The organism is Acidovorax sp. (genome assembly GCF_046294525.1).
Lineage (GTDB): Bacteria > Pseudomonadota > Gammaproteobacteria > Burkholderiales > Burkholderiaceae_C > Acidovorax.
In genome coordinates, this window is record NZ_JBKBKQ010000015.1 from 76,687 (window position 1) to 99,738 (window position 23,052).

18 protein-coding genes and 2 tRNA genes are annotated in these 23,052 nt (G+C 63.5%); 10 read left to right on the plus strand and 10 right to left on the minus strand.

The annotated features are described in order from the left end of the window. Genes ACK4HJ_RS14700 through ACK4HJ_RS14710 form a run of 3 tightly spaced genes read right to left on the minus strand, consistent with a single transcriptional unit; the run spans position 1 to position 1,939 of the window. Positions 1-888 carry a DUF3106 domain-containing protein gene (locus ACK4HJ_RS14700; protein WP_409832894.1) on the minus strand — a complete coding sequence of 296 codons (888 nt, stop codon included), beginning with the start codon at positions 886-888 and terminating at the stop codon, positions 1-3. A gap of 32 nt (positions 889-920) precedes the next feature. Next, positions 921-1,373 carry a DUF3619 family protein gene (locus ACK4HJ_RS14705; protein WP_409832896.1) on the minus strand — a complete coding sequence of 151 codons (453 nt, stop codon included), beginning with the start codon at positions 1,371-1,373 and terminating at the stop codon, positions 921-923. After that, on the minus strand, positions 1,370-1,939 hold the full coding sequence (locus ACK4HJ_RS14710; RefSeq protein WP_409832899.1) for an RNA polymerase sigma factor: 570 nt from the start codon (positions 1,937-1,939) through the stop codon (positions 1,370-1,372). Before ACK4HJ_RS14710 ends, ACK4HJ_RS14705 begins: the two co-directional genes overlap by 4 nt. 291 nt (positions 1,940-2,230) lie before the next feature. Between ACK4HJ_RS14710 and ACK4HJ_RS14715 the strand changes: the two genes are divergently transcribed. The 6 genes from ACK4HJ_RS14715 to ACK4HJ_RS14740 all read left to right on the plus strand — a co-directional run bounded on the left by ACK4HJ_RS14715 (position 2,231) and on the right by ACK4HJ_RS14740 (position 9,728). Continuing rightward, on the plus strand, positions 2,231-4,027 hold the full coding sequence (locus ACK4HJ_RS14715) for an acetolactate synthase 3 catalytic subunit (RefSeq protein ID WP_409832902.1): 1,797 nt from the start codon (positions 2,231-2,233) through the stop codon (positions 4,025-4,027). A gap of 141 nt (positions 4,028-4,168) precedes the next feature. Beyond that, the gene (gene ilvN, locus ACK4HJ_RS14720; RefSeq protein WP_015013659.1) at positions 4,169-4,660 is read left to right on the plus strand and encodes an acetolactate synthase small subunit; all 492 of its coding nucleotides are present in this window, start codon (positions 4,169-4,171) and stop codon (positions 4,658-4,660) included. Positions 4,661-4,722: 62 nt separating this feature from the next. Beyond that, positions 4,723-5,739, plus strand: coding sequence for a ketol-acid reductoisomerase (gene ilvC, locus ACK4HJ_RS14725; RefSeq protein WP_015013660.1), 1,017 nt, complete (start codon positions 4,723-4,725; stop codon positions 5,737-5,739). A gap of 191 nt (positions 5,740-5,930) precedes the next feature. Next, positions 5,931-6,764, plus strand: a complete 834-nt coding sequence (gene pssA / locus ACK4HJ_RS14730; protein ID WP_409832906.1) for a CDP-diacylglycerol--serine O-phosphatidyltransferase — start codon at positions 5,931-5,933, stop codon at positions 6,762-6,764. Between the two features lie 209 nt (positions 6,765-6,973). Beyond that, complete coding sequence (locus ACK4HJ_RS14735) at positions 6,974-8,512, plus strand: 2-isopropylmalate synthase (RefSeq protein WP_409832909.1); 1,539 nt, start codon at positions 6,974-6,976, stop codon at positions 8,510-8,512. 115 nt (positions 8,513-8,627) lie between these two features. After that, the gene (locus ACK4HJ_RS14740) at positions 8,628-9,728 is read left to right on the plus strand and encodes a serine hydrolase (protein WP_409832912.1); all 1,101 of its coding nucleotides are present in this window, start codon (positions 8,628-8,630) and stop codon (positions 9,726-9,728) included. Between the two features lie 118 nt (positions 9,729-9,846). Here the strand turns inward: ACK4HJ_RS14740 and ACK4HJ_RS14745 are convergent, their stop codons facing one another. The 5 genes from ACK4HJ_RS14745 to ACK4HJ_RS14765 form a co-directional block, all read right to left on the minus strand. Continuing rightward, positions 9,847-10,680 carry an IclR family transcriptional regulator gene (locus ACK4HJ_RS14745; protein WP_409832914.1) on the minus strand — a complete coding sequence of 278 codons (834 nt, stop codon included), beginning with the start codon at positions 10,678-10,680 and terminating at the stop codon, positions 9,847-9,849. Between the two features lie 30 nt (positions 10,681-10,710). Beyond that, a complete protein-coding gene (locus ACK4HJ_RS14750) occupies positions 10,711-11,502 on the minus strand; it encodes an arginyltransferase (RefSeq protein WP_409832916.1) in 792 nt (263 codons plus the stop codon). 10 nt (positions 11,503-11,512) lie between these two features. Next, a complete protein-coding gene (aat, locus tag ACK4HJ_RS14755; protein ID WP_409832919.1) occupies positions 11,513-12,256 on the minus strand; it encodes a leucyl/phenylalanyl-tRNA--protein transferase in 744 nt (247 codons plus the stop codon). A gap of 96 nt (positions 12,257-12,352) precedes the next feature. Continuing rightward, positions 12,353-12,428: transfer RNA gene (locus tag ACK4HJ_RS14760), tRNA-Asn, on the minus strand. Between the two features lie 95 nt (positions 12,429-12,523). Continuing rightward, positions 12,524-12,599: transfer RNA gene (locus ACK4HJ_RS14765), tRNA-Asn, on the minus strand. A gap of 135 nt (positions 12,600-12,734) precedes the next feature. Between ACK4HJ_RS14765 and def the strand changes: the two genes are divergently transcribed. Next, positions 12,735-13,274 (plus strand): peptide deformylase, encoded by a 540-nt coding sequence (gene def / locus ACK4HJ_RS14770; RefSeq protein WP_409832922.1) that lies wholly within the window; start codon positions 12,735-12,737, stop codon positions 13,272-13,274. Between the two features lie 140 nt (positions 13,275-13,414). On the opposite strand, the gene ACK4HJ_RS14775 is transcribed toward def, so the two are convergent. Beyond that, positions 13,415-16,012 carry a [protein-PII] uridylyltransferase gene (locus ACK4HJ_RS14775; protein WP_409832925.1) on the minus strand — a complete coding sequence of 866 codons (2,598 nt, stop codon included), beginning with the start codon at positions 16,010-16,012 and terminating at the stop codon, positions 13,415-13,417. A gap of 85 nt (positions 16,013-16,097) precedes the next feature. Next, a complete protein-coding gene (map, locus tag ACK4HJ_RS14780) occupies positions 16,098-16,913 on the minus strand; it encodes a type I methionyl aminopeptidase (protein WP_409832928.1) in 816 nt (271 codons plus the stop codon). A 95-nt stretch (positions 16,914-17,008) separates the two neighbouring features. On the opposite strand from map, the gene purL reads away from it, so the two are divergent. The 3 genes from purL (at position 17,009) to ACK4HJ_RS14795 (ending at position 22,872) form a co-directional block, all read left to right on the plus strand. Further along, positions 17,009-21,016, plus strand: a complete 4,008-nt coding sequence (purL, locus tag ACK4HJ_RS14785) for a phosphoribosylformylglycinamidine synthase (protein ID WP_409832931.1) — start codon at positions 17,009-17,011, stop codon at positions 21,014-21,016. Between the two features lie 159 nt (positions 21,017-21,175). Next, positions 21,176-22,165 (plus strand): DUF808 domain-containing protein, encoded by a 990-nt coding sequence (locus tag ACK4HJ_RS14790; protein ID WP_409832933.1) that lies wholly within the window; start codon positions 21,176-21,178, stop codon positions 22,163-22,165. Between the two features lie 116 nt (positions 22,166-22,281). Then, positions 22,282-22,872, plus strand: a complete 591-nt coding sequence (locus ACK4HJ_RS14795) for an OmpW/AlkL family protein (RefSeq protein ID WP_409832936.1) — start codon at positions 22,282-22,284, stop codon at positions 22,870-22,872. Positions 22,873-23,052 lie beyond the last annotated feature (180 nt).

Genomic DNA, 23,052 nt, shown 5'->3' on the forward strand with positions numbered 1-23,052 from the left:
CTACTGAGGATACAGGCCCGAGGTATCGGGCGTGACGGGCGGGGGGCTTGCAGGGGCCGGCGCATCGGAGGAAGCGGCTTCGCCCAGTGGGGGCAGGGCCGCCGGCGTGGCTACGGGAACGGCCACCGGCGCCGTTTCTACCACGGTGGAATCCGCATGGGTTGCTGGCGGTGATGCGGGTGTCACGGGGGCGGCCACACGCGGTGCGTGGTCGATCACCGGGGGGATCTTTGGCGGGTTGGGCCGGTTGGGGCTGGCCTGCGTGGCCGCGGGCACCTGGGCCAGTTTTTTGGGCGACACGGGCCGAAGCGCAGTGGCCGCGCCCTTCGGTTTTGGTGCGGCGATGGCGGCCAGCGCACGCTTTTCTTCGTCCGACAGGGCTTGATATGCCTCCCACTGCGCACGCTTGTCATCGGGCGCCAGCCGATTGGTCACCGCGTAGTTCAGCCGTGCCTGGTTGCGCTGTTGGGCGCTTAGGCTGGCCCAGTCGGTCATGCGTTCGTGGAACTTGGCCTGTTCTTCTGCAGGCAGCGCCGCAAAATTGGTTGCCAGCGAGAGCCAGCGGCGCTTTTGTACCTCGCTGATGAGCGCCCAGCGCTCTGCCAGGGGGTAAAGAGCCAGCTTCTGCGCGGTGTTCAAGGTGCCCCAGGGAGGGCCAGACTCGGTGGCGACCGCCGCAGCGGTGGCTGCTTCAGCCGGCCGGTTAGCCGCACGCACGTTGCTGGGGTCGGCAATCGCCGCTTCCGCGCCTGCGGAAAGCAGGGTGCCGGGCGCCATGCGCGTCTGCATGAACGCGTAGCCGCCACCAATAGAAAGGACCCCCAGAAGCGCCGAAGCCAGCACGATGGCTGGCAGGGCAGTGGGAGCAGCGGGGGGGCGTGGGTGCATTCAGTCCGTTCTGTACCTGTGCGGCAGTCCGCTCAGTTGGTTCGTGCAGAAGTCTTGAGGAATTGTACGAAGCCGGGGTCGGCGTAAGCGGCAGGCGGCAGGTCGTCGGTCAGCAAGGCTGCGTCCACTTCGGCCAGATCGTTGGCGCTGTTTTCGTCCTGTGCGATGTTGATGACCACCAGGCCAACCACCAAGGCGATGAGCGGTACGGCGGACACCAGTGCGCTCCACCAGCCACTCCTCTGGTCGCCCCCACGGCCCAGCGTGGCGCTGCCGCTGCCGATAACCACCACGGGCGCCGCAATGTGCGCCGGGGCCGCCACCCGCTTGCGGCGGGCCAGGGCCTGCACGCGCGAGGCGCGCAGCCGCTCGGAAATGTCGTAAGGCAGGTCCTCGGTGCCGCTGGACAACCGGGCCGTGACGCGCAGGGCAAAACGCTCTGCAGCGGCTTCTGTCTGTGCGGTGGGGGTGTGTGCGGTGTTCATGGCTCGATTCCTTTGGCTTTGAGTGCCTTGCTCAGTGTCTGAATGGCGCGAAAACAGTGTGTTTTGACGCTGCCTTCCGAACAGCCCATGGCGGCTGCAGTTTCTGCGACGTCCATTTCTTCCCAGTAACGCATCAGGAACGCCTCCCGTTGACGCGGCGGCAGCTCGGCAATTTCTGCTTCGATCCCGTGAAAGATCTGCGCACGGCGGGTCAGGTCCTCGGCGCTTTCGGCTTTCTCGCCGGTTTTCGGGCCTGAATACGCTTCGAGTAAATCAAAATCCATGCCATCTTCGCCCGGTCCTTCGAAGTCGCTCATGCTCGAAAACAGTGCATTGCGCGTCTTCTGGCGTCGAAACCAGTCCAGCGTGCAGTTCGACAGAATGCGCTGGTAGAGCATGGGCAGCTCGTCTGCAGGCTTGTCCCCATAGTGCTCGGCCAGCTTGAGCATGCTGTCCTGAACAATGTCCAGCGCGGCTTCCTCGTTGCGAACATGGTAGACCGAGCGCTTGTAGGCGCGCTTTTCTACACTTTTCAGGAAGTCGGAGAGTTCTTGTTCGGTTGCCAAGAGGGGTCAGCCCGGGTGGGGTCGGTGCCGACGGCCTCAAAATTGTGGCTATCTGGCACGGTCAAGCCATTGATTATCGCATCCAGCCTTGATTTTTTAAGAGCGCGCGGTTTTTGCTTGTGTTGCAGTGCGATAATCGCCGCTGCAATTCAAAAGGCAAACGGGTCACGGTCCGGCGAGCAATCATCTCGCTCATGTCCTTGGCCTCAAGTTCCACGCTGGCTTCACAAGAGCGCATGCAAGGAGCACCCAAGGTTTTTCGTCAGAGAAATTCACAAAGGTTGATCGATCATGGAAATCTCCAAGGCTGAGCTCTCCTCGGCTGCCGCTGCTTCGCAGGGCAACAACACCTCCCCCGCTTCCGGTGCTCAGGACCTCATGGGCGCCGAGATCCTCATCAAGTCGCTTCAGGCTGAGAACGTCCAGTACATCTGGGGCTACCCCGGTGGCGCAGTCCTCTACATTTACGACGCGCTCTACAAGCAAGACACCATCCAGCACGTACTGGTGCGCCACGAGCAGGCGGCTGTGCATGCTGCCGATGGCTACGCCCGCGCCACCGGCGAAGTGGGTGTGGCACTGGTCACCTCCGGCCCCGGCCTGACCAATGCCGTCACCGGCATCGCCACCGCGTACATGGATTCGATCCCCATGGTGATCATCTCCGGCCAGGTGCCGACGCCCGCCATCGGGCTGGACGCCTTCCAGGAATGCGACACGGTCGGCATCACGCGTCCCATCGTCAAGCACAACTTCCTCGTCAAGGACGCCCGCGACCTGGCCGCCACGATGAAGAAGGCCTTCCACATTGCGCGCACCGGCCGCCCCGGTCCCGTGGTGGTGGACGTGCCCAAGGACGTCTCCTTCAAGAAGGTGCCTTACACCGGCTACCCCACGAGCGTGGAGATGCGCTCGTACAACCCCGTACGCAAAGGCCATGGCGGCCAGATCCGCAAGGCGCTGCAATTGCTGCTGACGGCCAAGCGCCCCTACATCTACACCGGCGGCGGTGTGCTGCTGGGCAACGCCACCAACGAGCTGCGCACGCTGGTGGACATGCTGGGTTATCCCGTCACCAACACGCTGATGGGCCTGGGCGCCTATCCGGCCAGCGACCGCAAGTTCCTGGGCATGCTGGGCATGCACGGCACCATCGAAGCCAACAACGCCATGCAGAACTGCGATGTGCTGCTGGCCGTGGGCGCGCGCTTTGACGACCGGGTGATCGGCAACCCCAAGCACTTTGCGCAGAACGACCGCAAGATCATCCACGTAGATATCGACCCGTCGAGCATTTCCAAGCGCGTGAGGGTCGATATCCCGATCGTCGGTGACGTCAAGGACGTGCTCACCGAGCTGATCTCCATGATCCGCGAGAGCAGCACCCGCCCCGACGCGGGCGCCCTGGCCGCCTGGTGGGACACCATCGAAGGCTGGCGCAAGCGCGAATGCCTCAAGTACGACATGGGTGGTCCCGACGTCATCAAGCCCCAGTACGTCGTCGAGACGCTGTGGAACATGACCAAGGACGCGGACACCTACATCACGTCCGATGTGGGGCAGCACCAGATGTGGGCTGCGCAGTACTACCGCTTTGACGAGCCACGCCGCTGGATCAACTCTGGTGGCCTGGGCACGATGGGCGTGGGCATCCCCTACGCTATGGGCATCAAGCTGGCCAAGCCGCAGTCCGAGGTGTTCTGTATCACCGGCGAAGGTTCGGTGCAGATGAACATCCAGGAGCTGTCCACCTGCCTGCAGTACAACACGCCGATCAAGATCTGCTCGTTGAACAACCGCTACCTGGGCATGGTGCGCCAGTGGCAAGAGATCGAATACTCTGGCCGCTACAGCCACAGCTACATGGATGCATTGCCCAACTTCGTGAAACTGGCCGAGGCCTATGGCCATGTGGGCATGCTCATCGAGCACCCCAAGGACGTGGAGCCCGCGCTGCGCGAAGCCCGCAAGCTCAAGGACCGCACTGTGTTCATGGATTTCCGCACCGACCCCACCGAGAACGTGTTCCCGATGGTGCAGGCCGGCAAGGGCATTACCGAGATGTTGCTGGGGTCGGAAGACCTTTAAGCCAAATCGGCCTCCAGCGCTTGTCCATCAAGCGCTACCAGCTATCGAATAGATAGCATTCACTTTTGACGAATCTATTGCCTGCCAAGCCCGTGCATTACCGTGCACGGGGGAGGGCAGCGAAAAGAGGAATCTGCACTTATGAAACACATCATTGCCGTCTTGCTGGAAAACGAGCCCGGAGCTCTTTCCCGCGTCGTGGGCCTGTTCTCGGCCCGTGGTTACAACATCGAATCGCTCACCGTAGCGCCCACCGAGGATGCATCGCTGTCGCGCATGACCATCCAGACCACGGGCTCGGATGACGTGATCGAGCAGATCACCAAGCACCTGAACCGCCTCATTGAAGTCGTGAAGGTGGTGGACCTGACTGAAGGTGCCTACACCGAGCGCGAGCTGATGATGGTGAAGGTGCGCGCCGTGGGCAAGGAGCGCGAGGAAATGAAGCGCATGGCCGACATCTTCCGTGGCCGCATCATCGACGTGACCGAGAAGAGCTACACCATCGAGCTGACGGGCGATCAGTCCAAGAACGACGCCTTCCTGCAAGCCATCGACCGCACGGCCATCCTGGAAACCGTGCGCACGGGCGCCAGCGGCATCGGCCGGGGCGAGCGCATTTTGCGCGTGTAAGACAATTCACCCCGTTTTTCTTATTTCAACCCCCCAACAACGCATTTCAACCGGAGCGACCCATGAAAGTTTTCTACGACAAAGACACCGACCTGAGCCTGATCAAAGGCAAGACCGTGGCCATCATCGGCTATGGCAGCCAAGGCCATGCCCACGCACAAAACCTGAACGACAGCGGCGTGAAGGTGGTGGTCGGCCTGCGCAAGGGCGGTGCATCGTGGGACAAGGTCGGCAAGGCAGGCCTGACGGTGATGGAAGTCAACGATGCCGTGAAGGCCGCTGACGTGGTCATGATCCTGCTGCCCGACGAAGACATCGCCGCCGTGTACAAGAACAACGTCGAGCCCAACATCAAGCAAGGCGCATCGCTGGCCTTCGCCCACGGCTTCAACGTGCACTACAACCAGGTCGTACCCCGTGCTGACCTGGACGTGTGGATGGTGGCCCCCAAGGCCCCCGGCCACACCGTGCGCAACACTTACACCCAAGGCGGCGGCGTGCCCCACCTGGTCGCTGTGCACCAGGACAAGTCCGGCAAGGCCCGTGACCTGGCCCTGAGCTACGCAGCTGCCAACGGCGGCGGCAAGGCCGGAATCATCGAGACCAACTTCAAGGAAGAAACCGAGACCGACCTGTTCGGCGAGCAGGCCGTGCTGTGCGGCGGCGCTGTCGAGCTGATCAAGATGGGTTATGAAACCCTGGTCGAAGCCGGTTATGCCCCAGAAATGGCTTACTTCGAATGCCTGCACGAGCTGAAGCTCATCGTGGACCTGATCTACGAAGGTGGCATTGCCAACATGAACTACTCGATCTCGAACAACGCCGAGTACGGCGAGTACGTGACCGGCCCCGAAGTGATCAACGAGCAGTCGCGCGCCGCCATGCGCAATGCCCTCAAGCGCATCCAGAACGGCGACTACGCCAAGATGTTCATCCAGGAAGGCCGCCTGAACTACCCATCGATGACGGCCCGCCGCCGCAACACGGCCGACCACAGCATCGAAAAGGTGGGCAGCCAGCTGCGCGCCATGATGCCTTGGATCGCCAAGAACAAGCTGGTGGACCAGACCCGCAACTGATCCTGCGCACATAGCATCTGAAGGCCACCTCGGTGGCCTTTTTTCATGGGCGTAACGGGACGTTGCCAGGCGCTACACTGCGTCCTTCGCCTCGGGCGTGGGTGGTGGCATGCCCAGACAATGGGTGGTCTCAAATACTATAAATTTAATAGCTGCTTGCGCTTTGCAGGCAAGCGCTGGAGGTCTGTTTGATGCATGATGGCAATGATTCCATCCCGGGCACGGAGGTGATAGTCCGCAAGCGGCGCAAGGGCATCTATATCCTGCCCAACCTGTTTACCCTGGCGGCCTTGTTTGGTGGTTTCTATTCCATCGTGATGGCGATGAATGGCCGATTCGACATGGCGGCTGTCGGCGTTTTCTGTGCCATGGTGCTAGACAGCCTGGACGGCCGCGTGGCCCGTATGACCAATACACAGAGCGCGTTCGGCGAGCAAATGGATTCGCTGTCCGACATGGTGTCGTTTGGTGCGGCGCCCGGCTTGATCGCCTACGAATGGGCGCTGCAGGGCCTGGGCCGCTGGGGCTGGATTGCGGCGTTTGTCTATTGCGCGTGTGCGGCGCTGCGGCTGGCGCGCTTCAACGTGAACACCGGCGTGGTGGACAAGCGCTACTTCCAGGGGCTCCCGTCGCCGGCTGCCGCCGCTCTGGTGGCAGGGTTCATCTGGCTCATGACAGAGCTGGGTGTGCAGCCAGGCGAAGACGCCTGGCTCACTTGGTCGCAGATTACCTGGGTCATGTTTGCTTTCACACTGTATTCGGGGCTCACCATGGTGACCAACGTGCCGTTCTACAGCTTCAAGGACGTGCAGATGAAAAAGAGCGTGCCGTTTGCTGCCATCGTGCTCATCGCGCTCGGCATTGCGGTCATCAACATCCATCCGCCCATCGTGTTGTTCGGCGTGTTCGTGCTGTATGGCGTGAGCGGCTACGGCGTGTATGCCTGGCGCAAGGCCAAAGGACAACACAGTAGCGTGATCAGCACGTCCACTGAAGAACCCGACGAACGCGGCTTGCACAAGTGAGCGCTGCCGCCCCGCAAAGCCACTTGTGCTACATTGCACCGCATGAACACGTTTGCTCTGGCTCTACTGCTACCTCCCCACGGGCGGAGGCAGTAGGCGCACGCGCACACTTTTTCCACAAAGGCCCGTATGCACCCGCAACGGGCCTTTTGTTTTGGGCGCCAGAATTTTGACGTTGCGGGACCCCACCGATTCCAGGAGAGAACGACATGGCTGACAAACTCATCATTTTTGACACCACCTTGCGCGACGGCGAACAGTCGCCCGGCGCTTCGATGACCAAGGACGAAAAGCTGCGAATCGCCCGCCAACTGGAGCGCCTGAAGGTGGACGTGATCGAAGCTGGTTTTGCCGCCAGCTCCAACGGTGATTTCGAAGCCGTTCAAGCCATCGCCAACGCGATCAAGGATTCCACGATCTGCTCGCTCTCCCGCGCCAACGACCGGGACATTTCCCGCGCCGCCGAGGCTTTGAAAGGGGCGAACAGCGCGCGCATTCACACTTTCATCGCCACCAGCCCACTGCACATGGAGAAGAAGCTGCGCATGACGCCCGAGCAGGTGCTGGAGCAGGCCAAGCAGTCTGTGCGTTTTGCGCGCAACCTGGTGGCGGACATCGAGTTCAGCCCCGAAGACGGCTACCGCAGCGATCCGGATTTTCTCTGTCGCGTGCTTGAAGCTGTGATCGCGGAAGGCGCGACCACTATCAACGTGCCCGACACCGTGGGCTACGCTATCCCCGAGCTGTACGGCAACTTCATCAAGACGCTGCGCGAACGCATTCCCAACAGCGACAAAGCGATCTGGTCGGTGCATTGCCACAACGACCTGGGCATGGCTGTGGCAAATTCGTTGGCCGGTGTGAAGATTGGCGGCGCGCGCCAGGTGGAATGCACGATCAACGGACTGGGCGAGCGCGCGGGCAACTGTTCGCTTGAAGAAGTAGTGATGGCCGTAAAAACGCGCCGTGACTATTTCAACCTGGATTTGGGCATCGACACCCAGCACATCGTGGCGGCCAGCCGCATGGTCAGCCAGACCACGGGTTTTGTGGTGCAGCCCAACAAGGCGGTGGTGGGCGCAAACGCCTTCGCCCACGCCAGCGGCATTCACCAGGACGGCGTGCTGAAGGCCCGCGATACGTACGAAATCATGCGCGCGGAAGACGTGGGCTGGAGCGCCAACAAGATCGTTCTGGGCAAGCTCAGTGGCCGAAATGCCTTCAAGCAGCGCCTGCAGGAGCTGGGTGTTCAGCTCGACAGCGAAACTGAAATCAACGTCGCGTTTGCCAAGTTCAAGGAACTGGCCGACCGTAAAAGCGAGATCTTTGACGAAGACATCCTGGCGCTGGTGAGCGACGAGAGCGTGACGGCCGAGAAGGAGCAGTACGGCTTCGTCTCGCTGTACCAGCAAAGTGAAACGGGCGAGCAGCCCCGTGCCCGCATCGTATTCACTGTGGACGGCGTCGAGGTGCGCGGTGAATCTGCAGGCAACGGTCCAGTGGATGCGTCACTCAAGGCCATCGAATCGCATGTGAAGAGTGGGGCGGAGATGGTGCTGTATTCCGTCAACGCCATCAGCGGCTCGACCGAGAGCCAGGGTGAGGTGACCGTGCGCCTGCAAAACAGCGGCCGCGTCGTCAACGGCGTGGGTGCAGACCCGGATATCGTGGTGGCGTCCGCGAAGGCCTACCTGAGCGCCCTGAACAAGTTACAAAGTAAAGCTGACAGGGTGGCAGCACAAGGCTGACGATTGTTTTTATAATTCATTCACTTTCTTGGAAAGTCGCGCAAGGTGTTGATCTTGCGCGACTTTTTTTGGTTCTGTACACTGCACAACACTTTTTACTGTTTGGAGCACTTTGATGCACCATGCCTCCCGCACCGCAGTGAGTCGTTTCTGCCAGGGCCTGACCGTGTTTTTGCTCAGTGCGGCACTTGTGGCCACCGCGGCGCAGGCCGGTGAGCGCAAGAAGGCGCCTGCGAAGAAGGAACAGGTCAGTTCCAGCAGTGCCAAGCGCGCCGTGGCCCCGCGCAAGGCGGCTGCCAATAACAAGGTGGTGCGCATCACCGCCAAGACGGCCAAGGCGCCCACCCGGGTGGCCTACACTCCCACGCCCCCTCGGCTGTCATTTGGCCAGATCGCAGGGCTGCATGAGATCACTGACCCCCTGGACCTCAAGTCCAGCGTGGCTTTGGTGATCGACCAGGACACCCAGGAAGTGCTGCTCAGCAAGAACGACCATGCGGTGCTGCCCATTGCCTCGCTGACCAAGCTCATGACCGGCATGATCATCTCGCAGGCACACCTGCCCATGGATGAGCCCATCACCATTACCCAGGAAGATGTGGACACGGAAAAAGGCAGCCGATCTCGCCTGACGGTGGGCACCACGCTCACGCGGGGAGAAATGTTGCACTTGGCGCTGATGTCGAGCGAGAACCGTGCGGCCCATGCGCTGGGCCGCACCTACCCTGGTGGTCTGGATGTGTTCGTCACCCAGATGAATGCCAAGGCGCGGCTGCTGGGCATGACTGACACACGCTACGTTGAACCCACGGGGCTTTCAAGTCGCAATCAATCCAGTGCGCGTGACTTGGCCACCCTGGTCAATGTCGCGCACGGCGACCCGCTGCTGCGCGAGCTGTCCACGTCGCCCGGCTACGAAGTGGCGGTGGGGCACAAGACGCTCCAGTACAACAATACCAATGGCTTGGTGAAGAACCCCTCCTGGGATATCGGACTGCAGAAGACGGGCTACATCTCTGAAGCTGGGCGCTGCCTGGTCATGCAGGCGCAGGTGGCGGGGCGCAAGCTCATCATGGTGTTCCTGGATTCGGCCGGCAAGTTCAGCCGCTTGGGTGATGCCGAACGGGTTCGGCAGTGGGTGGAATCCAAGCCTGAACTGCCACTGCTGGCAACGCCGTTGCAGGCGGTGCGCGCGGTGGAGGCAGCGGCCAAGTAGCAATAGTTCAGGTCACCCATCACAGTTCGCGGACTCGCTTGGCGCCGGATCAGCTACCGCTGTTCCGGCGTTTTGTTTGGGAAGTCCTGCCCTTAGGCTTACGTGGTGCCTTGCGAGCTCAGCGCATCAGGCCACGCACGCCGTGGGAAGCAGCAGCGTCGGCCGGGGTGTCGGCACTGGCCGCATACCCGAGCGCGGTGGAAATTTCACTGGCGGTGGCTTGCAGCTTGGGCAGCCAACCTTCGTCCAGCCGGTCGGCGGGCGCGGAAATCGACAGTCCCGCCACCAACTTGCCCTGGTCGTCGTACACACCGGCGGCCATGCAGCGCACGCCCAACTCCAGCTCTTCGTTGTCGCGGGCGATGCCGTACTGACGGGCCTTGGCCAACTCGCGCTCCAGAACCGGCAGCTGGGTGATGCTGTTGCGCGTCTGACCCGACAGGCCGGTGCGCGTGGCATAGGCACGCACGCGCTGCGGATCGTCCAGCGCCAGGAACAGTTTGCCCGTGGAGGTGAGGTGCAGCGGGGCCCGCCCACCGATGGCACGCACCACCTGCATGCCCGAGCGCTCGCTATAGGCGCGCTCCACGTACACGATCTCGTCGCCTTGCCGCATGCTCAGGTTTACGGGCTGCTGGATCAGCTTGTGCAGATTGCGCATAGGTGTCAGGGCCGCGTCGCGCACACTGAGGCGGGCTTTGACCAGGTTGCCCAGCTCCAGCAGGCGCATGCCCAGGCGGTAGCTGCCGGATTCGGGCCGATCTACAAACCGGCCGATGGTCAGGTCGTTCAGGATGCGGTGCGTGGTGGACGGGTGCAGGCCCGTCTTTTCGCTGATCTCCTTGAGGGAGATCGCCTCTTCGCGGGACGCCAGGACATCGATCAGCGTAAACATGCGTTCCAGAACCTGAACGCTGGGTTTGACGGGAATGCTGGGATCGATTTTTTTCATGGGCGGCGGGAGGGAAACAGCCGCTGCATCTTACCTTGTGAAATGCGGCTTCGCTTCCAGCTCGGAGTCGCTCGTGCTACCCGTGTCATCACCCCGGCGCCACCCACCCTGGGTCCGGATCTCGTGTGGATGAAAGCGCGCCTTGTAGTTCATTTTGGGACTGGCCTCGATCCAGTAGCCCAGGTAGACATAGGGCAGGCCCAGCGATTGCGCCTGCGCAATCTGCCACATCACGTTGTACGTGCCATAGCTGCAGCGGGGCTCGGGCTCGTAGAACGTGTACACGGCGGACAGGCCATCGTCCAGCACGTCCAGGATAGACACCATCTTGAGCGCGCCCGGCTCTCCTCCTGCATCAGTTTCGCGGAACTCGACAAGCCGTGAATTGACGCGGCTTTGCAGCAAGAACTGTGTGTACTGTTCGATGCTGTCATGGTCCATGCCACCGCCCGCATGGCGCCCGGTCTGGTAGCGCAGATAGAGCTGGTAGTGCTCCGGCACAAAACACAGGCGCAGCACCCGGGCCTGCAGCTGGCCGTGGCGCGCCACGCCGCGCCGCTGGCTGCGGTCGGGCTGGAATTCATGGGCCAGCACCCGCAGCGGCGTGCAGGCCTGGCAGCCATCGCAATATGGGCGGTAGGTGAACATGCCGCTGCGGCGGAACCCATTGGCCACCAGGCCGGAATAAACGTCGTTCTGGATCAGGTGGCTGGGTGTGGCGACCTGCGAGCGGGCCTGCCTGTCCGGCAGGTAGCTGCAGGGATAGGGGGCTGTCGCGTAAAACTGCAGGGTCTGCAGTGGGAGGTCGTTGAGTTGCGTCATGCTGTCGGCATCAGGAGGAGGGCAGCAGCGCGTTCCAGTATACGGGGTCAAACTGCCAGCGGGGCGCGGGCAGGCGGCGTGCCGTGTCCACGTGGGACAGAAACTCGGCGCGCGTGATTTCATGGGCGCCCAGCGAAGCCAGATGCGGGGTGTTCTGCTGGCAGTCGATCAAGCTGATGCCATGGTGCTTGCACAGGCACACCAAGGCCGACAGTGCGATCTTGGAGGCATCCGTGGCGTGGGCAAACATGGATTCGCCAAACACCGCCTGGCCCAGCGCCACGCAGTACAGGCCGCCAGCCAGCCGGCCGTCGATCCAGGTTTCCACACTATGGGCGTAGCCGGCCTTGTGCAGCGCCGTGTAGGCGGCAATCATCTCCGGCACGATCCATGTGCCTGCCTGGCCATCGCGATCCTTGGTCGCACAGGCGGTGATCACGTCGGCAAAGGCGCTGTCGACACGAACCTCGCAGCGCGCATCGTTGCGGAAGGCCTTCAAAGTCTTGCGCAGCGAGCGGTGCAGCCGGAAATTGGCCACGGGCAGCACCATGCGCGGGTCGGGTGCCCACCAAAGGATGGGCTGACCCGGCCCGTACCACGGGAAGGTGCCCTGGGCATAGGCTGCGCACAACGCTGCGACGCTGAGCGACCCGCCAGCAGCCAGAAGGCCGGGCGCCGGGTCGGCGGCTCCCCAAGCGTGAGCAGGGAGGGGCAAAGGGTCATCGGGCTCCAGCCAGGGCAGTTGGGAGGACATGGAGCGATTGTCCGGCATGGCATGGGGTGCAGGAGGCGCGGGGTGCGCACAAGCAAAAAAGCCTTGCACCGCTGACACGTTGCAAGGCTTTTTATGTGGCTCCTCGACCTGGGCTCGAACCAGGGACCTACGGATTAACAGTCCGGCGCTCTACCGACTGAGCTATCGAGGAATATCGGTATCTGACAGAAATTTCACCAGCTAGCCAGATTGGTTGAATCGGCTAACTAAAAGGCCCTGCTTAGCTCATGCAGGGCCTGCAATTCTTGGCTCCTCGACCTGGGCTCGAACCAGGGACCTACGGATTAACAGTCCGGCGCTCTACCGACTGAGCTATCGAGGAACAAGACCACGATTATATACACAAAAAGTGAGCGTTTTCCAGAAAACCGAAGTGTATGTTCTGCACGGAGCATGCAAGCCGCTGTGCGCTTCACGCGCTATGCTGCGCGGGCTGCTTTGCAACCCGCCTTTGCCCATGACCATTCATACCATCCTCAAGATGGGCGACCCGCGCCTGCTGCGCGTGGCCCAGCCCGTCACCGCTTTTGACACCGATGAGCTGCACCTGCTGGTGCGCGACATGTTCGACACGATGCGGTCCGTGAACGGGGCCGGGCTGGCGGCCCCCCAGATCGGTGTGGACCTGCAGCTGGTCATCTTTGGCTCCGACCAGCGCAACCCGCGGTATCCCGACCGGCCCCTGGTGCCACCGACCGTATTGCTCAATCCGGTGATCACAGCGCTGGGGCCGGAAGAAGAAGAGGACTGGGAAGGCTGTCTGTCGGTGCCCGGCCTGCGGGGCAAGGTACCCCGGTGGTCGCGCATCCGTTACACCGGGTTTGACCCGTATGGTGATCCCATTGACCGCACAGTGGATGGCTTCCATGCCCGGGTGGTGCAGCACGAGTGTGACCACCTCATTGGCAAGCTCTACCCCATGCGTGTGCGCGACTTCACGCAGTTCGGCTTCACCGAGGTGCTGTTTCCTGAGATTGATGCTGCAGAAGACGACTGAGGCGAGCCTATCTGAATCTTCAGCGCCGAAATACTGATCAAAAAATGTCGCTAGCGCTTGCTGGTAAAGCGCTGATAGCTATGAATAATGAAGCATCCAGGGTCAGGCGGGAAGCCCGCTGAGTCCATCCGAGGATGGCCTCAGGCCGACAGCTCGCGCAGCAGCTCGGTTTCGATCTGGATCTGCCGGGCGTTGTTCTGCAGCTCGGGGCCCTGCACCAGGAAGGTGTCTTCCACCCGTTCGCCCAGGGTGCTGACTTTGGCGAGCTGCACGCTCAAGTGGTGCTGGGCCAGCACCCGGGCCACCAGGTAAAGCAGGCCAGCGCGGTCGCTGGCCGAGATCGCCAGGAGCCAGCGCTGGGCCTTCTCGTCCGGCCGCAGGGTGACGCGCGGTGCCACGGGAAAACTCTTGACACGGCGCGACACCCGCTTGCGCGTGGGTTCGGGCAGCGGGCCGCCTTCCTCGATCACGCGCACCAGGTCGCTCTCCACCATGTGGGTCAGCTCGCGGTAGTGGCCCGCCTGGTCTGATGCGACGATCTGGAACGTGTCCAGCGCGTGCCGGTTGTTAGCGGTGTGCACGCGTGCGTCCAGAATGCTGAAGCCCGCGCGGTCGAAGTAGCCGCAGATGCGCGCGAACAGGTCTTCCTGGTCTGGCGCATACACCATCACCTGCAGGCCGTCGCCCGCCAGCGACTGGCGCGCGCGCACCACCGGGCGCGGCGCGCCCACGTGGCGTGATAAGTGGCGCGTGTGCCAGGCAATGTCGGCAGCTTCGTGGCGCATGAAGTAGCTCACGTCCAGCGTGGCCCACAGCGCCTTGTGCGCCTCAAAGGGCAGGGCGCTCAACGCCAGCAGCACCAGGGCCTCGCGCTTACGCGCCTCAATCTCTGCGGCAGCGTCGGGTGCGCGTCCGCCCAGTGTGCGCAAGGTGGCTCGGTACAGGTCTTCCAGCAGCTTGCCCTTCCACGCATTCCACACCTTGGGGCTGGTGCCGCGAATGTCGGCCACCGTCAGCAGGTACAGCGCCGTCAGGTAGCGCTCATTGCCCACACGCTGCGCAAAGCTGGCGATCACATCCGGGTCCGACAAGTCCTCCTTCTGCGCGATGCGGCTCATTGCCAGGTGCTCGCTGACCAGGAATTCGATGAGCCGGGCGTCTTCGCGATCCACGCCGTGCTGGCGGCAAAAGCGCCGCACCTCCACGGCGCCGATCTGCGAATGGTCGCCACCCCGGCCCTTGCCGATGTCGTGAAACAGCGCGGCGATGTACAGGACCCAGGGCTTGTCCCAGCCGCCTGCCAGCTGCGAGCAGAACGGGTATTCGTGCGCATGCTCGGCCATGAAGAAGCGGCGCACGTTGCGCAGGACCATCAGGATGTGCTGGTCCACCGTGTAGACGTGGAACAGGTCGTGCTGCATCTGGCCCACGATGCCGCGAAACGCCCAGAGATAGCGCCCCAGCACCGAGGTCTGGTTCATGAGCCGCATGGCGTGCGTGATGCCCGAGGGCTGCTGCAGGATGCGCATGAAATTGGCGCGGTTGACCGGGTCGCGCCGGAAGGCGCCGTCCATCACGCCTCGCGCGTTGTACAGCGCGCGCAGCGTGCGGGCCGACAGGTCCTTGAGCCCCACCGTGGTTTGGTAGAGCAGGAAGGTTTCGAGAATGGCGTGCGGATCGCGCGTGTAGAGGTCGTCGCTGGCCACCTCGATGAGGCCGGCCTTCTCATAAAACCGTTCATTGATGGGCCGCGGCTCGTGCGTGGAGGGGTTCAGGCGCTCTTCGATGTTGAGCAGCAGGATCTGGCTGAGTTGCGACACGGCCTTGGCCGCCCAGTAATAGCGGCGCATCAGGCTTTCGCTGGCGCGCATGGGCAGGCGCGAGCCGTCGGGCGACAGCGAGCGGTATCCGAACGACTCGGCCACGGCCGTCTGCAGATCAAACACCAAGCGGTCTTCATGCCGCCCCGCTGCCGCATGCAGACGCGCGCGGATGAGGCACAGCAGCGCTTCATTGCGCTCGATCTGGCGCACCTCAAAGGCTGTGGCCAGGCCGCTGGCGGCCAGCTCCTTCCAGTTGCGGCCCAGGCCCGCGCCCTGCGCCACCCACAGGATCATCTGCAGGTCACGCAGCCCACCGGGCGACTCCTTGCAATTGGGCTCCAGCGAGTAGGGCGTGTTTTCGTACTTGTTGTGGCGCTGGCGCATTTCCAGCGTCTTGGCGACGAGGTAGGCCTGCGGGTTCATCTGCGCGCGGAACTGGCGCTGGAAGTCGGCAAACAAGGCCGCGTCGCCACACACCAGGCGCGACTCCAGCAACGAGGTCTGCACAGTGACATCGCCCGCGCTTTCGGCCAGGCATTCAGCCACCGTGCGCACGCTGGACCCAATCTCCAGCCCCGCGTCCCAGCAGCTGCCGATAAAACCCTCCAGGCGTGTGCGCAACGCGCTGCCGGCCTCCGGCGCCGCGCCATCGGGCATCAGCAGCAGCACATCCACGTCAGAGTAGGGGAACAGCTGGTCGCGTCCGAAGCCTCCCACTGCCACCAGGGCCATGTCGGGCGGCAGCCCAGCGCGCTGCCACAGCGTCTGCAGCAGGTTGCCCGCCAGCGTGGACAGTTTGCGCAGCAGCACGCGGATGCCGCGCGTTGATGCGCCGGTGGCCTGCAGGGCCGTCAGCAGCGCGGCTTTGTCGCGGCGGTACGCGTCGCGAAGGGCATGGATCTCGGTCGTGGTCATCAAAGAAGCTCGCGCGAAGGAAGTGCCATGCAAAAAAGCCATGCAAGAGTTGTGCGCGCCGCCACCGGCTGCGCGCCTCGGCCGGTCAGGTCTTGGTCGCGGTCACGAACGCGGGCAGCGGCGGCGAGCCGGCGGACAGCGTCATCACCTCATATCCCGTGGGCGTAACGAGCACCGTGTGCTCCCACTGGGCCGAGAGGCTGTGGTCCTTGGTGACGATGGTCCAGCCGTCGTTGCCAAACTCCTTCACCTCGCGGCGGCCCGCGTTGATCATGGGCTCGATGGTGAACACCATGCCGGGCACCAGTTCTTCGAGTGTGCCGGGCTTGCCGTAGTGCAGCACCTGCGGCTCTTCATGGAACTTCTGGCCGATGCCGTGGCCGCAGAACTCGCGCACCACCGAGAAGCCGTGCCCTTCGGCAAACTTCTGGATCGCGTGGCCGATGTCGCCCAGCCGCGCGCCCGGCTTCACCTGCACGATGCCATGCCACATGGCCTCGAACGTCAGCGCCGACAGGCGCTTGGCTGCAATCGAGCACTCGCCGATCAGGAACATGCGGCTGTTGTCGCCATACCAGCCATCCTTGGTGATCACCGTCACGTCCACGTTGACGATGTCGCCCTTCTTGAGCGGCTTGTCGTTGGGAATGCCATGGCACACGACATGGTTGACCGAGGTGCACAGCGAGGCCGGGTAGGGCGGATAGCCGGGCGGCTGGTAGCCCACGGTGGCCGAGATGGTGCCCTGCTGCGCCATGCATTCGGCGCCCAGGCGGTCGATCTCTTTGGTGGTGATGCCTGGTTTGATGTGCGGTGTGATGTAGTCCAGCACTTCGGAGGCCAGTCGGCACGCCAGGCGCATGCCCTCGATGTCTTCAGCGCATTTGATGGTGATGCTCATGCCGCAATTATCCCATCGGGCCTGTGTTGCCGCTTGCCATGGATGCCGCCCAGTAAAATGCCGGGTTCCCCTCACACCCCCAACAGGCCGCTACCGTGACCTTGCACATGACCACGCTGGCGGGCGGCAACGCCCTCAGCAACTTCCGCGCCCAGCAACTTCAACCCGCCCTGGAGGCGATCCACCCCAAGATCAGCGGTATTGCAGCGCGGTTTGTGCACCTGGTCGCCACCGATGCCGCCCCCACGCCCGCCGAACAGGAACGTCTGGCCGCGCTGCTGACCTACGGCGACCCCTACGCCGGCCCCGACGACGGCGCTGTCCTCATCGTCACGCCCCGCCTGGGCACCTTGTCGCCCTGGGCCTCCAAGGCCACCGACATTGCGCGCAACTGCGGCATCGCCATCCGCCGCGTCGAGCGCATCACCGAATACCGCATCAGCCTGAAATCCGGCCTGCTGGGCAAGACGCCCGAGCTGACGGCCGAGCAACTGGGCCAGATCGCCGCGCTGCTGCATGACCGCATGACCGAATCGGTGGTGGCCGACCGCAGCGCCGCCGCGGCGCTGTTCACCGAACTGCAGCCTGCGCCCATGGAGCATGTGGATGTGCTGGCCGGTGGCCGCGCTGCATTGGAGGCCGCCAACACCCGCTTCGGCCTGGCCCTGGCCGACGATGAAATCGACTACCTCGTGACCGCCTTCACGGGCCTCAAGCGCAACCCCACCGACGTGGAGCTGATGATGTTCGCGCAGGCCAACAGCGAGCACTGCCGCCACAAGATCTTCAACGCCCAGTTCACCATCGACGGCGTGGCGCAGGACAAATCGCTGTTCGGCATGATCCGCAACACCCACCAGCTGGCGCCCCAGCACACGGTGGTGGCGTACTCGGACAACGCCTCCATCATGGAAGGCCACCCGGTCGAGCGTTTTGTGGCCAAAATGGCCTCTGGCGCATATGGGGTAAGCGCGAGCAGCTATCAAAAGAGTAGTGCAACCCACCATGTGCTGATGAAGGTGGAAACGCACAACCACCCCACGGCCATCTCGCCATTCCCCGGTGCCTCCACCGGCGCGGGCGGTGAGATCCGCGACGAAGGCGCCACCGGCCGGGGCTCCAAGCCCAAGGCGGGCCTCACAGGCTTCACCGTGTCCAAGCTCTGGGGCAGCACCGTGGGCAAGCCCGAGCACATTGCCAGCCCGCTGGAGATCATGGTCGAAGGCCCGCTGGGCGGCGCCGCGTTCAACAACGAATTCGGCCGCCCCAACCTGAACGGCTACTTCCGCGAATACGAGCAGAACGTGGGCGGCGTGCAGCGCGGCTACCACAAGCCCATCATGATCGCGGGCGGCGTGGGTGTGATCGATGCCGAGCTCACGAAGAAGATCGAATTTCCCGCTGGCTCGCTGCTCATCCAGCTGGGCGGCCCCGGCATGCGCATCGGCATGGGCGGCAGCGCCGCCAGCTCCATGGCCACCGGCACCAATGCGGCCGAGCTGGACTTTGACTCTGTGCAGCGCGGCAACCCCGAGATCGAGCGCCGTGCGCAAGAAGTCATCAACCACTGCTGGGCGCAGGGCGCGAACAACCCCATCCTCGCGATCCATGACGTGGGCGCGGGTGGTTTGTCCAACGCGTTCCCCGAGCTGACGAACGACGCGGGCCGTGGCGCACGCTTTGACCTGCGCGCCGTGCAGCTCGAAGAGTCGGGCATGAGCCCGAAGGAAATCTGGAGCAACGAGTCGCAAGAGCGCTACGTGCTGGCGATTGCGCCCGAGTCGCTGGAACAGTTCAAGGCGTTCTGCGAACGCGAGCGCTGCCCGTTTGCCGTGATCGGTACCGCCACCGAAGAACGCCAACTGGTGCTGCACGACCCCGCCGCCACGGCCGACGACCAGAAGCTGCCGGTGGACATGCCCATGAACGTGCTGCTGGGCAAGCCGCCCAAGATGCACCGCGACGTGACCACCGTGGCGCGTGAATTTGCGCCCATGGACTTGACCGGCGTACCGCTGCAAAAGGCCGTCATCGACGTGCTGGCCCACCCCACCGTGGCGTCCAAGCGCTTCCTCATCACCATCGGCGACCGCACTGTGGGCGGCCTCACGCACCGCGACCAGATGGTCGGCCCCTGGCAAGTGCCCGTGGCCGATTGCGCCGTGACGCTGGCCGACTATCGTGGTTTTGCCGGCGAGGCGATGAGCATGGGCGAGCGCACGCCGCTGGCTGCCATCAACGCGCCCGCATCGGGCCGCATGGCCGTGGCCGAGGCCATCACCAACCTGCTGGCCGCGCCGATCGAGCTGCCGCGTGTGAAGCTCAGCGCCAACTGGATGGCCGCTTGTGGCGAGCCCGGCGAAGACGCCGCCCTGTACGAAACTGTGAAAGCCGTGGGCATGGAGCTGTGCCCCGCTCTGGGCGTGTCCATCCCCGTGGGCAAGGATTCGCTGTCCATGCGCACGCAGTGGAGTGAAGGCGCGGACAAGAAGAAGGTCACCTCCCCTGTCAGCCTGATCGTGAGCGCATTCGCCTCGCTCTCCGACGTGCGTGGCACGCTCACTCCCCAGCTCAACGCCACCGAGTCCGACACCACCCTGGTGTTGATCGACCTGGGCAAGGGCCAGAACCGCATGGGCGGCAGCATCCTGGGCCAGACACTGGAGCAAAGCGGCGATGTGGTGCCCGACGTGGATGACCCGAAAGATCTGGTCAACCTCGTCAACGCCGTGAACGCCCTGCGCGCCAAGGGCCAGATCCTGGCCTACCACGACCGCAGCGATGGCGGCTTGCTGGCTGCCGCGGCCGAGATGGCCTTTGCGGGCCATGTGGGCGTGGCGCTCAACGTGGACCTGCTGGTCACCGAAGGCGACGGCATCAACGACAGCCGCATGGAAACCGGCGACGCCAAGAACTGGGCGCAGCAGGTCAGCGCGCGCCGTGAAGAACTCACGCTCAAGGCCCTGTTCAACGAAGAGCTGGGCGTACTGCTGCAGGTGCGCACGGCCGAGCGCAACGAGGTGATGCAGGTGCTGCGCGAGCACGGCCTCTCCCAATTCAGCCACTTCGTGGGCAAAACCCGCCCAGTTTCGTCCGAAATCGACGCTGGCAAGGGCGAACTGCAGGTCTGGCGCGACGCCAAAGCCGTGTTCAGCGCGCCTTTGGCCGATCTGCACCAGGTGTGGGACGCTGTGAGCTGGAAGATCTGCCAGCAGCGCGACAACCCCGCCAATGCAGACGCGGAACACGCGGCCGCAGGCGAGCCCACCGACCCCGGCCTGCACGTGCACCTCACGTTCGATGCGGCCGACAACGTGGCCGCGCCATACCTCAACCTTGCCAAACCCAAGGTGGCCATCCTGCGCGAGCAGGGCGTGAACTCGCACGTCGAGATGGCCTATGCCTTCACCGAGGCGGGCTTCGAGGCCTTCGACGTGCACATGACTGACCTGCAGACCGGCCGCGTCAAACTGGAAGACTTCAAGGGCGTGGTCGCCTGCGGCGGCTTCAGCTACGGTGACACGCTGGGCGCGGGCATCGGCTGGGCGCGCAGCATCACGTTCAACCCCGTGCTGGCGGCGCAGTTCCAGGGCTTCTTTGGCCGCACCGACACGTTCGGCCTGGGCGTGTGCAACGGCTGCCAGATGTTTGCCGAGCTGGCCGACATCATCCCCGGCGCACAAGACTGGCCGCGCTTCACCACCAACCAAAGCGAGCGTTTCGAGGCCCGCCTCTCGCTGGTGGAGGTGCTCGAATCGCCCAGCCTGTTCCTGCAAGGCATGGCGGGCAGCCGCCTGCCGATTGCGGTGGCGCACGGCGAGGGTTATGCCAACTTCAAGTACCGGGGCAATGCCGACAAGGCCATTGCTGCCATGCGCTACGTGGACAACCATGGCCGCGCGACCGAGCAGTACCCGTTCAACCCCAACGGCAGCGCGGGCGGCCTCACGGCAGTGACCACGGCCGACGGCCGCTTCACGGCCATGATGCCGCACCCCGAGCGCGTGTTCCGCAACGTGCAGATGAGCTGGACCAGCGAGGACAAGGCCCAGTACAGCGGCTGGATGCGCATCTGGCGAAACGCGCGCAAGTGGGTGGGGTAGGGCGAAACGCGCGACATGGTGGGGCGTTGCATCTCCGCCACTGAAGCCGCATCAGTCCCCGTAGGTCACTATAAAAAATATAGCTTCTAGCGCTTGATGCATAAGCGCTAGAAGCTTTTTTTATTCATAATCCGCTCTTCTTCACTTCCGGAGCCCTTCATGGCCGGTGCCAGTTTGTTGACCCTTCTCGACGATATCGCTGCAGTCCTAGACGACGTTGCATTGATGACCAAGGTCGCGGCCAAGAAGAGTGCCGCCATGGCGGACGATGTGTCCGTGATGACCAAGGTGGCCGCGCAGAAAACGGCGGGGGTGCTGGGCGACGACCTGGCGCTCAATGCGCAGCAGGTCTCTGGCGTACGGGCAGAGCGGGAGATCCCCGTGGTGTGGGCGGTGTGCAAGGGCTCGTTCGTGAACAAGCTCATCCTGGTGCCGGCCGCGCTGCTGATCGGCACCTTCGCGCCCTGGGCCGTCACGCCGCTGCTGATGGTGGGCGGCGCCTTCCTGTGTTTTGAGGGCTTTGAAAAACTGGCGCACAAGTTTTTGCACGCCCCGCACGAAGACGCGGCCGAGCACGAGAGCCACGCCCAGGCCAATGCCAACCCGGCCGTGGACCTGGTCAGCTTCGAGAAGGACAAGATCAAGGGCGCCGTGCGCACCGACTTCATCCTGTCGGCCGAAATCATTGCCATCACCCTGGGCACGGTGGCGACGGCGCCGTTTGCGCAGCAGGTGGCCGTGCTGTCGGGCATCGCCTTGATCATGACCATCGGCGTGTATGGCCTGGTGGCGGGCATCGTCAAGTTAGACGACCTGGGCCTGTGGCTCAGCAACAAGGCCAGCAGCGCTGCGCGGGCCGTGGGCGCGGGTATTCTGCGCGCGGCTCCGTGGTTGATGAAAGGCCTGTCGGTGGCCGGCACTGCTGCCATGTTCCTGGTGGGCGGCGGCATCCTGGTACACGGCGTGCCGGCGGTGCACCACGCGGTGGAGGCCGCCGCAGCCACAGCAGGCCAGTGGCCCGCGGGCGGGGTGTGGAAGGTGCTGGCCGAGAACCTGCTCAACGCGGTGGTGGGCATCGTGGCCGGTGGCCTGGTGCTGGCGGGCGTCACGCTGGTGCAGCGCCTGCGCGGCAAAAAGCCCGCGCATTGATCCAGGTCTAAGGGTTAACGCCAAGCCCTTGAGGTAGGGCAAGGCCGGCAGTTCGCAGCAGCGGTTCAATACAGCCACGGGGGTCGTCCCCGTCCAACCGATGCGAAGAAATCACCATGAAAAAGAATCTGCTGGCTGTCGCCGTACTGTGTGCTCTTTCGTCCGGCGCCGCCCTGGCCCAACAGGCCGAGGGCCCCTGGATGGTCCGTGCGCGCGCGGTGCACCTCGACAGCGCCAACAAGGACAGCACGCCCCTGGGCCTCACGGTCAACAACAAGGCGATTCCTGAAGTCGATATCACCTACTTCTTCAGCCCCAACCTGGCGGCCGAACTGATCCTGACCGTGCCGCAAAAGCACACGCTGCGCGCAGGGGGCGTGCCCATTGGCTCGCTCAAGCACCTGCCGCCCACCTTGCTGTTGCAGTACCACTTCGATGCCCCCGGATTCAAGCCGTATGTGGGCGCGGGCCTGAACTACACGCGCTTTTCCAGCGTGAACCTGCCGGCTGGCGTGGACATCGACCGCAACAGCTTTGGCGCAGCGCTGCAGGTGGGTGTGGATATTCCGCTGCAGAAGAACCTGTACCTCAACTTCGACGTGAAGAAAGTCTTCATCAAGACCGATGTGAAGGCTGGCGGCGCCAAGCTGGGCACGTTCAAGGTGGACCCCGTTCTGGTGGGCGTGGGCCTGGGCTGGCGGTTCTAAGAACCTGTTCAAAGTCTTTTCGGGGATCGCATTGGAGTGCAATCGGGATGAGTGGATGCTTCGGATGCGCCGCATGGGCTCATGCCCATGCAAGCAGCCGAGGCGTCCAATCGCCCGATTTCACTCCAACCCTTCGGGCAAGTGCCTTGCCGGGCGGTCTGCGGCGTTGCGGCGCTTGCC

Coding starts and splice junctions, on each gene's coding strand:
- ACK4HJ_RS14775 (WP_409832925.1), bottom strand. CDS start 16,012: ATGACCACGACCGAGATCCATGCCCTTCGCGACGCGTACCGCCGCGAC.
- aat (WP_409832919.1), bottom strand. CDS start 12,256: ATGTCCTCCCAACTGCCCTGGCTGGAGCCCGATGACCCTTTGCCCCTC.
- pssA (WP_409832906.1), top strand. CDS start 5,931: ATGCATGATGGCAATGATTCCATCCCGGGCACGGAGGTGATAGTCCGC.
- ACK4HJ_RS14715 (WP_409832902.1), top strand. CDS start 2,231: ATGGAAATCTCCAAGGCTGAGCTCTCCTCGGCTGCCGCTGCTTCGCAG.
- ilvN (WP_015013659.1), top strand. CDS start 4,169: ATGAAACACATCATTGCCGTCTTGCTGGAAAACGAGCCCGGAGCTCTT.
- ACK4HJ_RS14705 (WP_409832896.1), bottom strand. CDS start 1,373: ATGAACACCGCACACACCCCCACCGCACAGACAGAAGCCGCTGCAGAG.
- ACK4HJ_RS14700 (WP_409832894.1), bottom strand. CDS start 888: ATGCACCCACGCCCCCCCGCTGCTCCCACTGCCCTGCCAGCCATCGTG.
- ACK4HJ_RS14790 (WP_409832933.1), top strand. CDS start 21,176: ATGGCCGGTGCCAGTTTGTTGACCCTTCTCGACGATATCGCTGCAGTC.
- map (WP_409832928.1), bottom strand. CDS start 16,913: ATGAGCATCACCATCAAATGCGCTGAAGACATCGAGGGCATGCGCCTG.
- ACK4HJ_RS14795 (WP_409832936.1), top strand. CDS start 22,282: ATGAAAAAGAATCTGCTGGCTGTCGCCGTACTGTGTGCTCTTTCGTCC.
- def (WP_409832922.1), top strand. CDS start 12,735: ATGACCATTCATACCATCCTCAAGATGGGCGACCCGCGCCTGCTGCGC.
- ilvC (WP_015013660.1), top strand. CDS start 4,723: ATGAAAGTTTTCTACGACAAAGACACCGACCTGAGCCTGATCAAAGGC.
- ACK4HJ_RS14750 (WP_409832916.1), bottom strand. CDS start 11,502: ATGACGCAACTCAACGACCTCCCACTGCAGACCCTGCAGTTTTACGCG.
- ACK4HJ_RS14735 (WP_409832909.1), top strand. CDS start 6,974: ATGGCTGACAAACTCATCATTTTTGACACCACCTTGCGCGACGGCGAA.
- ACK4HJ_RS14745 (WP_409832914.1), bottom strand. CDS start 10,680: ATGAAAAAAATCGATCCCAGCATTCCCGTCAAACCCAGCGTTCAGGTT.
- ACK4HJ_RS14740 (WP_409832912.1), top strand. CDS start 8,628: ATGCACCATGCCTCCCGCACCGCAGTGAGTCGTTTCTGCCAGGGCCTG.